This is a genomic window from Alteromonas australica (genome assembly GCF_000730385.1).
Taxonomy (GTDB): Bacteria; Pseudomonadota; Gammaproteobacteria; order Enterobacterales; family Alteromonadaceae; genus Alteromonas; species Alteromonas australica.
In genome coordinates this window covers 793,510-808,291 of record NZ_CP008849.1, presented here as the reverse complement: position 1 = coordinate 808,291, position 14,782 = coordinate 793,510, and the positions used below count along the sequence as shown (strand labels likewise).

11 protein-coding genes are annotated in these 14,782 nt (G+C 44.8%); 4 read left to right on the top strand and 7 right to left on the bottom strand.

Annotation, left to right across the window (positions count from 1 at the left end):
• The first annotated feature begins 16 nt into the window (after positions 1-16).
• The 4 genes from EP13_RS03505 to EP13_RS03490 all read left to right on the top strand — a co-directional run bounded on the left by EP13_RS03505 (position 17) and on the right by EP13_RS03490 (position 6,806).
• Positions 17-1,585, top strand: coding sequence for an AMP-binding protein (locus tag EP13_RS03505; protein WP_081869430.1), 1,569 nt, complete (start codon positions 17-19; stop codon positions 1,583-1,585).
• Between the two features lie 222 nt (positions 1,586-1,807).
• Positions 1,808-5,074: a PAS domain-containing hybrid sensor histidine kinase/response regulator gene (locus EP13_RS03500; protein WP_044056050.1), complete on the top strand. Its 3,267-nt coding sequence runs from the start codon at positions 1,808-1,810 to the stop codon at positions 5,072-5,074.
• The gene (locus EP13_RS03495) at positions 5,064-6,179 is read left to right on the top strand and encodes an HD-GYP domain-containing protein (RefSeq protein WP_052364263.1); all 1,116 of its coding nucleotides are present in this window, start codon (positions 5,064-5,066) and stop codon (positions 6,177-6,179) included. Before EP13_RS03500 ends, EP13_RS03495 begins: the two co-directional genes overlap by 11 nt.
• Before the next feature lie 102 nt (positions 6,180-6,281).
• Positions 6,282-6,806 (top strand): acyloxyacyl hydrolase, encoded by a 525-nt coding sequence (locus EP13_RS03490; RefSeq protein ID WP_044056049.1) that lies wholly within the window; start codon positions 6,282-6,284, stop codon positions 6,804-6,806.
• Between the two features lie 73 nt (positions 6,807-6,879).
• On the opposite strand, the gene EP13_RS03485 is transcribed toward EP13_RS03490, so the two are convergent.
• From EP13_RS03485 to EP13_RS03455, 7 genes are all read right to left on the bottom strand, one after another.
• Positions 6,880-8,205, bottom strand: a complete 1,326-nt coding sequence (locus EP13_RS03485; protein WP_044056048.1) for a tetratricopeptide repeat protein — start codon at positions 8,203-8,205, stop codon at positions 6,880-6,882.
• A gap of 6 nt (positions 8,206-8,211) precedes the next feature.
• Positions 8,212-8,820, bottom strand: a complete 609-nt coding sequence (locus tag EP13_RS03480) for an energy transducer TonB (protein WP_044056047.1) — start codon at positions 8,818-8,820, stop codon at positions 8,212-8,214.
• 3 nt (positions 8,821-8,823) lie between these two features.
• A complete protein-coding gene (locus EP13_RS03475; RefSeq protein WP_015066235.1) occupies positions 8,824-9,231 on the bottom strand; it encodes an ExbD/TolR family protein in 408 nt (135 codons plus the stop codon).
• A gap of 31 nt (positions 9,232-9,262) precedes the next feature.
• On the bottom strand, positions 9,263-9,781 hold the full coding sequence (locus EP13_RS03470; RefSeq protein WP_044056046.1) for a MotA/TolQ/ExbB proton channel family protein: 519 nt from the start codon (positions 9,779-9,781) through the stop codon (positions 9,263-9,265).
• Between the two features lie 2 nt (positions 9,782-9,783).
• Positions 9,784-11,148 carry a MotA/TolQ/ExbB proton channel family protein gene (locus EP13_RS03465; RefSeq protein ID WP_044056045.1) on the bottom strand — a complete coding sequence of 455 codons (1,365 nt, stop codon included), beginning with the start codon at positions 11,146-11,148 and terminating at the stop codon, positions 9,784-9,786.
• 13 nt (positions 11,149-11,161) lie between these two features.
• Positions 11,162-11,920 carry a DUF3450 domain-containing protein gene (locus EP13_RS03460; protein WP_044056044.1) on the bottom strand — a complete coding sequence of 253 codons (759 nt, stop codon included), beginning with the start codon at positions 11,918-11,920 and terminating at the stop codon, positions 11,162-11,164.
• 154 nt (positions 11,921-12,074) lie between these two features.
• Complete coding sequence (locus EP13_RS03455; protein WP_044056043.1) at positions 12,075-14,771, bottom strand: TonB-dependent receptor domain-containing protein; 2,697 nt, start codon at positions 14,769-14,771, stop codon at positions 12,075-12,077.
• Positions 14,772-14,782: the final 11 nt, after the last annotated feature.

Sequence of the window (14,782 nt, the reverse complement as noted above, 5' to 3'; positions counted from 1 at the left end):
CAATTGGATGACGCATATGATTACCTTCCCAGAGGGCGTAACAAGTTTAGCGGATTACATCGAAACAGTATTAACAAAGTATGCGGACAAGCCGGCATATACTGCGCTTGGTCAAACATTAACTTTCAAAGAGATTGACGAGAAAGCATCAGCCTTGGCCAGGTTTTTTGTGCATGAAGCAAAATTGTCTGCTGGAGATAGAATTGCGATACAGTTGCCCAACTTAATCCAAAACCCCATTGCGGTATATGCTGCTTTAAAAGCTGGCTTGGTAGTTGTGAATACCAACCCGCTATATACAGAAAGGGAAATGAAGCATCAGTTTACTGACAGCGGTGCTGTCGCGCTGGTAATTTTAAGCGACCTATATCCAAAGTTTGATGCAATAAAACAAGATACGCGTATTGGGACCGTGATAACGACCTCAGCCACCGAACTCATCGACCCAAAGAGCGCCCCTACCATTAAAGATACAGTATCGTTAAGTGAGGCTATCAAAAAAGGCGAAGCGCTAGCCCCCTTTACGCGGGCGGCCACACAACTCGATGATTTAGCCATGCTGCAATACACCGGCGGCACCACGGGCGTATCAAAAGGCGCAGCACTCAGCCATAAAAATGTCTTAAGTAACTGTATTCAAATGATCGATAGGTTAGGCGGCTCGTTCAAAGAGGGTGACGAAATTGTTGTGTGCCCTCTGCCGCTTTATCATATTTATGCGTTTACCGTATGCATGATGGCGCTTTTTTCCAAAGGCAGCCAAATACTTCTTATTCCAAACCCAAGAGATATTGATGGTTTTATTCACACAATGAAACCTCACGCCATCACTGCCTTTGCCGGCATCAACACATTATTTGTTGGCTTAGGTCGGCACCCCGAATTTGCGAAATTAGACTTTTCTCGCCTACACCTCACTATGTCCGGGGGCACCGCACTCACACAGGGCGCCGTCAATATTTGGAAAGACGTGACTGGCAATATGATAACCGAAGGGTACGGTTTGTCGGAAACCGCCCCCGTTGTGTCATTTAATATACCGGGCGAGGAAGAGATTGGTACCGTCGGTATGCCATTACAAGACACGGATGTGGCGTTACTGGATGTGAATGATGACCCTGTAAAGGAAGGCGAGTCGGGGCAAATCGCGGTAAAAGGCCCACAGGTGATGCTGGGGTACTGGAACAGAGACGACGAAACAGCCAAAGTGATGACGCCAAACGGCTATTTCAAAACGGGTGACATCGGTGTTCGCTTAGCTTCTGGAGCCATAAAAATTGTCGATCGTCTCAAAGATATGATCATTGTGTCAGGCTTTAACGTGTACCCCAATGAAATTGAAGATGTACTGACTTCTCACCCGGATATTATGGAAGCGGCCGTCGTGGGGCAACCTGATGACAAAACCGGGGAAAAAGTGTGTGCCTTTATCACGGTAAGTACACCGGTCGATAACGATGATGTTATTGCCTATTGTAAAACTCACTTAACGAATTACAAAATACCTAAGCGTATCACCGTACTTGAGGAGCTCCCTAAATCGACGGTAGGCAAAATACTTCGCAGAGAACTGAGGTCGGCGTAGTACACTCTACCTCAAGAGCATACCGCCACTTTAAATCAGGTTATTTCTACCAAAGAATAACCTGATTTTTTTGCTCCAATTCACTTTCCGCACTATAACTAATGTATGCCTTTCTTTTTATAATCTGCGCTATTTTCAATAATGTAGACGAAACCTTCGTATACGCCAGTATTACCGATGGCGACAGCACCGAGATTTAACCTTGTTAAGAGAGCTCAACTTGTGAAACAACGTTTAGAAAGTCAGTTCCGCAATGCGTTTTCGCTATCGAGTGAACAAGACCCCAAAGCGTGGTTATACGATCTTCTAAAAACGAAAGAAAACCTAACGCAAGTAAATGAACGCTTAATTCACGGGCTGCTTCACCTAGTAGACGATATTGAAGACGCCTATCACCGCCATGAAACAGAAATAAAGCTCAGAGAACGAAGCCTGAATTTAAGTGCCGATGAGTTAATCGATGCCAATCAAAAAATTAAACAGCAGCTAGAGCATCAGCAAGAGGTGAGTGAAGCCCTACGCAACGCCATCAACCGACTTCTTTTGCAACAAGGCAAGCCAGTACTTGAAGAAAAAATCAGCAATATCCACGAACTCTCGAATCGGGTGCTTGAGTTAGTGCTTGATAGAGAACGGACTGAAAATGAAATGCTGGTACAACGCGAAGCAATGGACAACCATGGCATTGTGGTAACGGTAAATGTCGACGGCACTATTCTTACGGTCAACGATAAATGCTGCGCTCTCTCAGGCTATAGCCGAGAAGAACTCATTGGAAACCATATTAAGATTTTCAATGTTTGGAATATTACAAAGGAACGCCAAAAGGAAATATTGAAAGGCGCTTTTTCGGGGGAGGTTTGGCACGGTGAATTACACAGTCGCTCAAAAGCGGGGGAGGCGTGGTATGTCTCTTCTACCTCTGTGCCCATTTTTAGCCCCGCGGGGCGGGTAAACAAAATTGTTTTTATTTGCACAGACATAACAGAACAAAAGCGACTTGAACAAAAGTCTGCTGCGAAGAAACGGTTTTATCAAAGTATTACTAACAGTATCGGTGAAGGAGTTTACGCGGTTGATGCCAACGGGAAAACCCAGTTTTTAAATCCAGAAGCTTCTCGTCTATTAGGCTGGTCTCTCGACGAACTGGCCTCTCACCGCTTTCACGATGCTGTGCATTACCAAAAAGAAGATGGCTCACTACTTAAACGAGAGGCATGCCCCGTCAACCTCTCTATTCGACAGGGGCAACCTTACAGCTCTGATGGCGATTATTTTACCGATAAACAGGGGCGTCTATTCCCTATTTCAATTGTCGCGGTGCCACTGAAAAATAATCACGGTGACATTGAGGGACATGTGGGGGTATTTAAAGACATTAGCGATAGAAAGCGCGCGGAAAATCGCTTAAAGCGAGTGTATGAAGACGCTAAAAAGGTGAGCAATGCAAAAAGCGACTTTCTCGCCACCATGAGCCATGAAATTAGAACGCCGATGAACGCCATTATTGGCCTAAGCCACTTGGCACTAGAAACAGAGTCCCAGGAGCAGAAACAAAATTATTTAGAAAAAGTTCAGGGAAGTGCCACATCCTTGTTGGGCTTAATCAACAATATTTTAGACTTTTCCAAGGTAGAAAATGAAGAAATCACCCTCACCCATGAGCCCTTCACACTTCACCAAATTATCGAAAAGCTAGCGCAGATTTTTCAACACAAAGCCAGACAAAAACGACTAAAGCTTATTTTTGATATTCGCCTTAGTCTTGCAACGCCTTGCATCGGCGATAAAAACAAAATTTATCAGGTATTGGTCAACCTTATAGGCAATGCACTTAAATTTACAGACAAGGGGTTTGTTAAACTCTTTGTAAAAGAAAAAGACAACGGGATAACCTTTTGTGTGTCTGACACGGGTATTGGCATTAGCGATGAACACAAAGAAAAACTGTTTAATGCGTTTGTGCAAGCTGACCCATCTATTTCCCGAAAGTATGGGGGAACGGGGCTAGGATTATCTATCTGTAAGAGACTTGTAGAAAGAATGAATGGAAAGCTAAACCTCGTTAGCAGCAGTGGCGAGGGAAGCGCCTTTTCATTTACGCTACCGGCACTGATTCAGCCTGAAGGACGGCCTAAAGAGGCAGTGTCTATTACGTCTGATCCACTTTTATGTGTCTCGCTAAACGAAGACATGCACAGTGTTTGTGATGCATTGGGCCATACTTTTTCACGCCTAAATATAGGTTTCACCCATCATAAGTGGAAGGAAGCACCCCTACCCACATTTTCCGCAAAAACACTGATAGCCCTATCAGATAACCCTTCTGACTGGGATACGTTTTACGAGCAACTACATGCAGGTGCATTCAACTCCCTTAACCTCGCAGCTATTGTTACGCCTTTAAACACCGAGGAGGCTGTACACCGAATTGGAGAAGCCTCATGCGATAAACTGCATATTATCGAACTGCCCATTACTGAGCATACCTTACTGGCTGCGCTAGTGCCTAACGCAAACACAACAGCGAAAACGCAAGTTACCGGCCTAGAGAGTAAAAAATGGCGTCATAAACGCTTGCGCAATAAACACATTTTACTGGTGGATGACGACAGTATCAGCCTTGAAATTGCCCAACAGATTTTATTGGACTCAGGCATTGAAGTCACCACAGTGGCGGATGGAGAACAAGCACTGGCCGCCTGCAAAAAGCAACCATTCGACGCGCTATTGTTAGATTGCTTACTACCCGGAATAAGCGGCTTCGATGTGGCAGAAAAACTGACCAGTGAATTAGCATGGCAAACACCTATTATTGGTATTAGCGCAGATGCAACTCAAGTTAACATTAAAAGAGCCATTAGCGCGGGGATGTGTGCTCACTTACTAAAACCCGCCAGCGCTGAAGAAATACTACACACAATAGATATTCATATTCATCGCGGTTACAAAACATTAAACGTGGTGCCAACCGATGACACTTTTCTTCAATCGCTACACCAGTTTTACGTTCGCTATAGTAATGCGAACACCCTCACGCAACTGATTAATGCCATTAGCAATAGTGCAGATATTAGTACTAAATTGCGTCAACTAGAAACAGATGCATCGGCGATAGGCGCCACCACACTTTGCCACAGCCTAACCAAGCTGAATGCTGTAAAAGCTGGCGATATCAAAGGGATATCTGATGTTTCATTTGCCATAGATATTACCCTCAAACTGATTGCCCATACTATCAATCTTGCCTTCAAGCCAGAGAACTCAACACATACCAAGTTTCCCTTAAACCAATTGATAAAGGCCATCGATAGCTTAACCGCGTATGATGCAGAAGCATTGGCATTATTAGACAATCTTTATCGCGCAGCCCCGAGAGAATATTTACATCGATTAGACCGTGCTCGCCAAACCGCCAGCACCTACGACTATGATAGCGCAGTGCAAGAACTAGTCAGCTTGAAGGAATCGCTAACCAATGACGAGTGAGTTAATCAATAAATCAAGCGCCTTTAATATCCTTGTGGTTGACGATGAGCCAGCCAATATCGATATACTTTTGGGCGTACTGTCACCGCACTATAAAGTAAAGGTAGCACCTTCTGGTGCGTTGGCACTAAAAATTGCACAACAATATGTGCCCGACCTTATTCTACTCGACATTATGATGCCCGGACTCAGCGGGTTTGACGTCATCAAAGCATTAAAATCTAATCCCGCTTTAAATAATATTCCGGTTATTTTCGTTACCGCATTGGGGCAAGGAGAGGACGAAGAAAAAGGGTTTGAATTAGGCGCGGTTGATTATATTACCAAGCCCATTTCCCCACCGCTGGTACTCGCACGAGTTAAAACACATATTACCCTCGCTCATCAAATGAAAATGACCGAGTTAGAGGTGAAAAAGCGCACCGCAGAATTACAAAAAAGCCAGCAAAGTGCAATTAGCATGTTAGCCGCAGCTGGACACTACAACGATACTGATACAGGCCACCATATTTGGCGAATGGCGGCGTATTCATTGAAATTGGCCATGGCTTTCGGGTGGTCTGTCGAACAGGCGTTATTGCTTGCGCAAGCGGCCCCTATGCACGATACCGGCAAGATAGGTATACCTGATAGCATATTGAAAGCACCTCGACGATTAGATGAAAAAGAAATGTCGATAATGCGCACCCACGCTGTCATTGGTCATCAAATATTATCGCAATCCGATACCCCACTCTTTAGGCTTGCTTCGGAAATTTCACATTGCCACCATGAAAAGTGGAACGGCACTGGCTACCCTCAAGGGCTAAAAGAAACCGATATCCCAGAGAGTGCAAGAATTGTCGCTATTGCTGATGTTTTCGATGCGCTCACCATGAATCGCCCCTATAAAAAAGCGTGGTCAGATGAAGACGCATTTAACTTTATTGAAAGTGAATCAGGGAAGCACTTCGACCCTAGTCTAGTGGCGTGTTTTTTGTCCATTAAGGCGCAAATACTCGACACAAAGGCATATTGGAACGCGCTAGAGAAAAAGAAAGAGATGCCCAGTATCGATGAATTTCTCCACACCTCTGCTCCCCCCTCTAACCGCGAAAACGCATAAGATAGTAGAATATAATTTTTCGTAATTTTCGAATAATCCTATTCACTATTTAGAATTGGGTTATTTGTGACTCCCCCCTATATAGGCCGTGGAGGAACACACATGAAAAACACACTTTTAATCACTTTACTTTTGATCAGCGCGCTCATACCCGCATACGCAAACCATGGCTACGCCATTGACTTCATTCGAGGTGAAGGGTCAGTTAACGGGGTTAAATTGGCGTATCAGTACAATATTGACCAACCCTTAGATATTTCATGGCCCCTAACATTAACCATGGAAACCAGTGCGAATTTCTGGGAATACGGGGAAGAAAATAAATACGATTCTAACGTGGTGATCGCGCTCTCGCCTATTGTCAGATTACCTATTGGCACCGCTTTCAATAAACCAATAGAATTGGAATTAGGCATAGGCGTTTCACTTTTAGACGATACACAATTCGCCGGTAAAGATGTATCGACACATTACCAATTTGAAGATCGTATTGGCTTTTCTACTACCTTCGGGAAAAGCAACGAGTATCGAGTATCACTAAGGTACCTACATTATTCAAACGCGGGCTTCAAAAAGCCAAACCCTGGACTGGATTTTCTATCACTTTCTTTTAGCCAGCGACTTTAAAATTAGCCAAATAAAAAAACCGCAATAGCCAAGCTAGTGCGGTTTTCCATCTATTTATTTTCAAGCTTATTCGCTAGCTTGCGCCAAGTTCTGCTTCTATACGTTCAGCTTGCACTTTCTCGCCTTGCACAAACTGCTTCCACTGCTGTGCCATGGCTCGGCTCTTCTGATGCTTTTCTGCTTCCGCCAACTGATTAAGCGCTAAGGCATATTGCTTTTGATTATACAGCGCCATGCCCTTAATCAAGTAAACCAAACCTGGGTTACGCAAGTCGCCTTTCTCTACTGCTCTGTCTGCCGCCGCAATGGCGTCATCAAAGCGGGCTTCATTCAAAAGAATTTGCGCAAGTTGAGCGTCTAATTCGCCATCTTCAGACAACTCAGCCGCTTGCATCATAACAGGAATCGCTTTGTCCTGTTCTTTTGCAAGAGACCAACTTTGCCCCAAGAATTTAAGGTTACGAAGGTTCTTTTCAAGCATGCCATCATTCATGGCTTGCTCCATTAACTTCGCCCCTTTGTAAGGCGCACGATGGTAGTAGTAAAGCTGAGCTAAATTAAAAATATCCGATGCCGTCTCAACAAAACCACGCTGATAAGCGGTTTCCATGATGGCAAGCTGTTTGCGTTCTTCACCTAACTCGCCGTACATACCGGCAAGTTGGATCCAATATTTAGGCTCATCAAACAGTTTCACCATTTTCACAAGAACGTCTTTCACCTTTTTAGGCTGTTTGAGTTCGTAGAAAACAGCGCGCTGAAGAATAAGCCAGCCTTCGTCGGGGATCATACCCTCAGCTTCGTGATCTTCGATAGCCTGCGTAATCCAGTCAGCGGCTAAGTCATACTTCTTATTTTGATAGTATGCTTGTGCTTTGATGACTTTATTTTTCGGTGGTACAGGCCCTTGGTTAAGCGCTTCCCAACGTTCGATATACTTAATGGTATCGTCGTAATTCCCTTGCATAAGGTTAAGCTGCGCTAAACTGAAAAGCGTGGTCATTTCAAACTTTTCAGGAATAGGCTGCTGCTCTACCACTTTGGCGAATGACGATAAGGCATTATCATAATCTTCGTTGTTGTAGTAAATGAAGCCGAAAAAGTTATACATCATGGCTTTTTCGTAGCTATTCATCGAGTCAGATTTTTCTTCTACCTCGTTTAATATAGCGATAGCTTCTTCAACGTTGCCAGCATCATCAGCTGCTGATTGCGCGCGTGCTAACTGCTCGTAAACCTTTCCACGAAGCGTAGGAACGCGACGTGTCTTTTTCTCACTCGCTTTTTGTTCTTGCGCTAGCACATCGGTGGCAATGAGCATACTCGGCACAGAAACTGTGGCTGATGCGATTGCAAACGCCAGTGCACTAAGCAACGTATTCGTCTGTTTCTTCATCATCTTCTGTTACCCGTCAATTTGGAAGGTAATACGGTTTTGCACACCCGATACTTCTGTGGCTTCCCCGTTTACCACGCGAGGCTTATATTTGAACTTCATTGCAGCATCAATCGCCGCTTGCTCAAATATACCTTGAGGGTTGGCCTCTACCACTATAGGGTCTCTCACCGCGCCTTGCTTAGTTACCGTAAACTCAACAATAACAAAGCCCTCAATACCGCGTTGTAGTGCACGACGTGGATACACGGGGGCAACTTTAACAATAGGTAGATACTCGCCATCTCCCGACTCAAGCGCTAACCCGCCTTCTAACGAAATATCGTCGCCCACGTCAGCGCCAAAATCCATTGACGTACCTTCCGCATTTGGCGTTGGAGAGTCCATCTGTGGCTGCTGCATTTGAGGTGGCGGCTGCTCAGGCTTAGGTGGCTTTTTCGGTTTGCGATCTTTTTTCTCTACTTGCTCATCCTGCTTAACCCTTACAAAGTCAAGCACGCTTCCCTTTGGCGGTTCCGTTAAGGCGCTGCCACCCATCTTGATCAGCGACTGCATCAAGAAGAACAGGCCCAACGTTATCGCAAGGGATATAACAAATGCGATTATATATCGTGGCATGATTTATGGCTCTTGAGCTGCAATCGAAACATCGTAAACACCGGCTGCGCGCGATGCATCCATTACCTTAATAAGGGTTTCTGTTGTGGCTTTTTTATCAGCCTGGATAACAACAGTGCCTTGCGGGTTTTCAGCGTGAAGACGTTCAATGTTCGCTTGTACTGCACGAACATCAATGCGACGCTTGTTGATCCAAATCTCACCTTTGTCTGAAATGGCGATAAGGATATTAGCGCGATCCTTCTTCACAGCCGTGGCCGCTTCTGGGCGGTTAACATCAATACCCGCCTCTTTTACAAACGATGCAGTCACGATAAAGAAGATCAACATGATAAATACAACGTCCAGCATGGGCGTCATGTCGATGTTTGCTTCTTCCTCATCGACTAAGTTTTGAAAGTGCTGCTTCATAATAAATACCTTACCTTAATGCCCAGTGGCATTAACGTTGAATAACCAATGCATCCTCAAGATGCGTGCGTTCTGACTTCACTGTACGGTTCAACCATGTGGCCGCAAATACGCCTGACAGTGCGCCGACCATTCCAGCCATAGTGGGGATGGTGGCTTTCGATACACCTGATGCCATAGAACGCGCGTTTCCTGAACCCGCAATTGCCATTACATCAAATACTTCAATCATGCCGGTTACCGTGCCCATCAAACCAAGGAGAGGGCAAAGTGCAACCAAAGACTGAATAATCGGTATACTTCCATTTAAACGCATAGTTAGCTGTGAAATCGTTTTCTGACGGACTTGCTTAGCAAACCATGAAGAGCGGTCTGAACGTGCTGTCCAGCTTGCCACCGCTTCACTTTTTGCTTTTTTATGCCAAACCATCAGATACATGGCACGCTCGAGGATTAAAAGCCACATAACGAATATCAGCAGACCGATGACCAGGAGAACCTGGCCACCTGTTTCTGTGAAATCGCGAATTGCTTCTAGAAACTCGATCATGATTAGCCTCGCTCAGCGCGCTCTGCAATAACGCCAGACGCTTGTTCTTGTAGGATGTACACAATGTTCTTTGAACGTGTGTTAAGCATTGCATATAGCAGTGTCATTGGAATCGCTACAACAAGACCGAGTACTGTTGTGACAAGTGCCGTTGAAATACCACCAGCCATTAGTTTCGGGTCGCCTGTACCGAACAAGGTGATGGCTTGGAAGGTGTTAATCATACCGGTTACCGTACCAAGTAGACCCATCAGCGGTGCGACCACTGAGATAATCTTAATGATAGTGAGGTTTCGGCTAAGCTTAGGTACTTCACCTAGAATTGCTTCGGTTAAGTGAAGTTCTAATGCTTCAACGTCGGCATTGGGATGCTCATCACGTACTTTAAGCACTCGACCTAGTGGGTTATTTGTTTTTACTTCAGTGCTCTTAAGCTGGCTGTTAACTTTCATTCGTGTAATAGAAAGCGTCACTAAGCGTTCTAGGGCAAGCAGTAAACCAAACGCACCAACGATAAGAATGATGTAACCAACCACACCACCTTGCTCTACACGCTCTTGTAAGTTAGGTGCCTGAACAAGAAGGCCAAGGATTGAACCACCTGTTGGATCGATACCAAATTGCACTAGGTCGCCACTCGATGCCTGAAGTTCTGCAGCTGAGTCGTTATAACGGTCAGCAGGCTGACGAATAAGCTCAGAGACTGTACCTGTTACTCCATTATATTCTAGGTATTTACCGTCAGAAACCAGAGCAAAAGGACCTACGCGAACCACTTCTTTGTTCACCTTCTCACCACCGGCTTCAACTACGTCAGTTGTGAATTTAGTCACCTTGCCTGATTCAGTCATTTCACGCTGCATTTCAAACCACACGCGCTCAATTTCTTCAATAGACGCAAGCTTCGAGCTTGACCCCATGTCTTGTGCCATTTGATCTAAGAAGTCTGCGCGACCTGGGATTTGCGCTGAAACAACAGAGTTATAAAATTTATTTTTGGTGTCGCCAGCAATTTGCTGTAGTACACCGAACAGTTCTTTCAATGAACCTAAACGAGTATCAAGAGCACCGTTCAAATCAGCCAGCTTAAATTCATTTTCTTCAAACTGAGTTTCAAGCTGCTCAGATTGCTTAAGCATTTGGTCACGTTGAGCGCGTGTTTCACGCAAAATACGGTCTTGCTCAGCGCGTTGGGCAATAAAATCTTGCTCACGTTGTTTATTTTGCTGTGACTGGGCAAATTGACCTTCTTCTAACTGCTTAAGAAGCGCGTCTAAGTCCATGGCACGGTCACTTTGGGCAAAAGCACCTACGCTGATACTAAGGGCTGCTAGACCAACAGCGATACGTTTTACTGTATTAAACATTCTCATCAACCTCTTAGTCTGTAATTGCAACTGGCAGCATTAGTAAGTCTGGGGCAAGTTGCTTCTTCGCCATGCGCAGACCTTTCGTTATTTGTGTACGGTAGCCACTGTCTAGTTCTTCCCACTGACGAGTTTGCTTGTTCCACACACCTTGAGAACTTGCATCACGGGTTTGATAGATAAGCGCTGTACGACCAAGGCGTAAAAATTCAACATCACGTTCTTTGCCGTCGATGGAGTGAATACCGCTGTATGCTTCCATTGTGCGACCGTAGTCCATTTCAACTTGATACGCTTCCATAACGCGGCGGAACTTTTCAGACGCGGCCACATCTGCGCGGTCCATCATAGCCTTAAGGTCAGCAACACGATTGGCACGCTCTTCAGGTAAGAAAGGTACGTCTAGCGCAATAAACTGTTCTAGACCGTCAATCATACGAATCATTAACGGCGTAATTTGACGCTCAACAACGGACACTTCATCAATTGCAGCGTTCAGATCTGCCATTTCTTGTTCTTGGCTATTGATCTGCTTACGAAGCTGAGTGTTATAAACCTCAAGGCCTTCGATTTCTTTCATCAATGTTTTGAACTGCTGAAGTTTGCTATCGATTTGATCAGTGATGCTATTGATCTTCTCTTGCGACTTCGCCGCTGATTCGTTTATTTTCGCTGCCTCATCGACAACGGGTTTTAAGACTTCATCGTCTTGTGCCAGTGCTGGTGCCGCCGCTAGCGTACCTGCAACAAGCAAAGCATTGATAAGCTTCATACATTCAAACCTTTAAAGTTAAAAGAAATCGATTTAAACCGACTATAAATTTCTGCGCGTAGGATAGGGTTTTTCTGTGACAGTTTTATTACGAAACTGTCATAAAGCGTTACTAACGAAAAAGCCCAGCTAAATAGCTGGGCTTGAAGATGAATTAAAAGTCGTACTGCACGCTAGCACTGATTGTAGTGCCAACGGTTTCTCGACGAAGCAGTAATCCCTCTTGCTCTATCTCTTTATCTTCACCCAGTAAGTTCTGGAACTTGAATTTTACTGTGGTGTTGAAATCTGGATAGTAGGTATATACCACATCCAATGAGTGGAATGGATTCTCGATACCGTCTTCAAATCCACGCACACCCGGCGCGATAATGCGCTCACCAAAGGCGTTATAAACTAATGATGCTGAGTGCTCGCCATTAGAAGAGTCCCAACCCATTTGAATATTTGCTACCCATTCAGAGTGGCCCACTAATCGACGTTGATCGTTAGTGATTGTCGCAGTAATCGTACCGCCGTACGCCTCTCGAGCTTGTTGTGAGAACAACGAATCTTGGTCGTCGCTGCCAATGGTCACTTCTGAATCAGATAACGTCATGTTGCCTGAGATAAAGAAGTTAGACAGTGAATCATCCACAAAGCTTAAATCATGCAAGAATTCAAACTCGATACCGTATAGCTCGCCTTCTTCACCATTCGCGGTAAGCAGCTGAGGAACACCTTCACCGCCATCGAATTGCACCATCTCAATAGGATTTTCCATATCTTTATAGAATAGCGCTACAGAGATATTGTTGCCTTGAGACATGTACCATTCCCAACGAAAATCCACATTAGTTAGTTCAGTTTCAACCAAAGAGGGTGAACCACGAACTAAGAATTCCGTTAATGGGTCGATAAAGAATGTTGAGCTAATATCACGTAAATCAGGACGAATTACGGTCTGGCTTATATTCAAGCGATACTGTATTTCTTCGCTAGGAATATAGGTGAATGCCAACGATGGAAGAATATCGTCTTCAGCGTAAATCGTGTCCGCAATCTCTTCAATAGTATCTGCAAACTCGTTTGAATGTTCTACGTAAGGAATAGACACTTGCTGGAATTCTTCCCAACGAGCACCACCACTCACGCGGAACTTCTGATTAAAGAAGGCATCAACCATGAAATATCCCGCTGTAAGCTTGCTCGCTGCAGAATACTTATCACCTTCACCAGTATTGTCCTGGAACAGTGAACTACCTGTAGAGCTTACATAGAAATCCGGATTGTAGATGTTGTCTTCAGTGAAGATCTCATCAATGCGCGAACCTGCTTTCAAGTCATCGTCAATGGCAAAGTTTCTGATGGCTAAATCGATGTTGTTTCCGTCACGGATCTTTTCGAAATAATCGAAACCCGCTTTTACTTCAATGTCGTAACCTTTACCAAAAAATGGCGTTGACACGTTGAAGCCGTAAGTATCAGAGGCATCGTCTAGCATCTGGTATTGACGGTTAATGTTGGTCCCTGGCGTATCATCTAAACGCTCTAGCTCTAAAGCGCCACTGTCATCGTAAAACTGTTGGAATGTCACTTCTAAGATGTCTGGCGCTTGACGTGATGCACGGCTCGTGCCTGCGTACCAATCAAAAAACACACCGTTTCCTAACTGGAGAAAGTTGTGCGTTCCCTTTAACTGTGACGACACCATTTCACGTTCTTCGAAGATAATGTCTAAACGACGGAATTCTTCAACGCCATCTACCGTTTCACTGTCATCATAATATGAACCATCACGCAAACGATCACGCATGTCATGGAGGATCATATTGACCAATTCGATTTTGTGGTTACTGTTGTACTCGTAACCCATATTGAACATTCCGCTCCACGTCACGGTTTGTTCTGTTGAGGTCATGTCACGATATTTAGTGAATCTCGGGTTTTCCTGACCACCACCAATATCGTTGCCCAATTGCTCTTCCGTCACACGCCATTGGTTACTATAGGCAATTGTTGCTAGGAAACCCAGTACGCTCTCGTTGTCAAAAACGTAGTTATTACCTAATGTCGCGCCTATGTTGAAGTCTGGATCTACAGACTTTTCATCTGGGCCAATATCCCAGTTAAACGCGTTTAGGATATCTTGGGTTTCTGCTAGCGTACGTGAAGAGTCCCCTTCAAATCCTTCAGAACCACTCTCTGCTAAGGCAGAAGAAATGATAGAAGGCAAGCCCCGTGTACCGTCATCACGACCGGTCCAATCATCACCACCGCCTGAGTAGAAATAGCCATCATTACTATTTTCCGTATTCCACCCTGTACCACCAGATAACTGGAAGGTAAATTCTGATGGAATAGTTTTAGTCCGGATATTCACGTTACCACCACCGAAGTGGCCAGGCATATTCGGTGAAAATGACTTTTGTACATTTAAGCTTTCAATGATGCTGGATGGGAATAAATCCAGCGGAACAACTGAGCGCGTAGGATCTGGACTAGGAACGGTCATACCGTTTAGCTGTGTGCTTGAATAACGCTCACCCAAACCACGTACGTAGATGAATTTACCATCGACTAACGTCAAACCAGTCACACGACGAAGCGCAGCGGCTGCATCGCTATCACCAGTACGAGAAATTTGTTCCGCACCTAGAATATCTGCAACGAAGGCTTGGTTTTGTCGCTCCTGAAGAACGGCTGTTGCTGTGCCTTTTAGTCGCGTTCCTGTGGCAACAACTTCTTCGATAACTTCATCTTCAGATTCTTGTGCTATTGCCGAAAATGGAAGTGCGCTTGCGCCAAGAATGGACGCGATTGCCAACGACAGTCCACCGACTTTAAACGCTGACGTTTGTTTATTTTTCATTTTGGAAACTC

Coding starts and splice junctions, on each gene's coding strand:
- EP13_RS03490 (WP_044056049.1), top strand. CDS start 6,282: ATGAAAAACACACTTTTAATCACTTTACTTTTGATCAGCGCGCTCATA.
- EP13_RS03455 (WP_044056043.1), bottom strand. CDS start 14,771: ATGAAAAATAAACAAACGTCAGCGTTTAAAGTCGGTGGACTGTCGTTG.
- EP13_RS03475 (WP_015066235.1), bottom strand. CDS start 9,231: ATGAAGCAGCACTTTCAAAACTTAGTCGATGAGGAAGAAGCAAACATC.
- EP13_RS03465 (WP_044056045.1), bottom strand. CDS start 11,148: ATGTTTAATACAGTAAAACGTATCGCTGTTGGTCTAGCAGCCCTTAGT.
- EP13_RS03495 (WP_052364263.1), top strand. CDS start 5,064: ATGACGAGTGAGTTAATCAATAAATCAAGCGCCTTTAATATCCTTGTG.
- EP13_RS03485 (WP_044056048.1), bottom strand. CDS start 8,205: ATGATGAAGAAACAGACGAATACGTTGCTTAGTGCACTGGCGTTTGCA.
- EP13_RS03480 (WP_044056047.1), bottom strand. CDS start 8,820: ATGCCACGATATATAATCGCATTTGTTATATCCCTTGCGATAACGTTG.
- EP13_RS03505 (WP_081869430.1), top strand. CDS start 17: ATGATTACCTTCCCAGAGGGCGTAACAAGTTTAGCGGATTACATCGAA.
- EP13_RS03470 (WP_044056046.1), bottom strand. CDS start 9,781: ATGATCGAGTTTCTAGAAGCAATTCGCGATTTCACAGAAACAGGTGGC.
- EP13_RS03460 (WP_044056044.1), bottom strand. CDS start 11,920: ATGAAGCTTATCAATGCTTTGCTTGTTGCAGGTACGCTAGCGGCGGCA.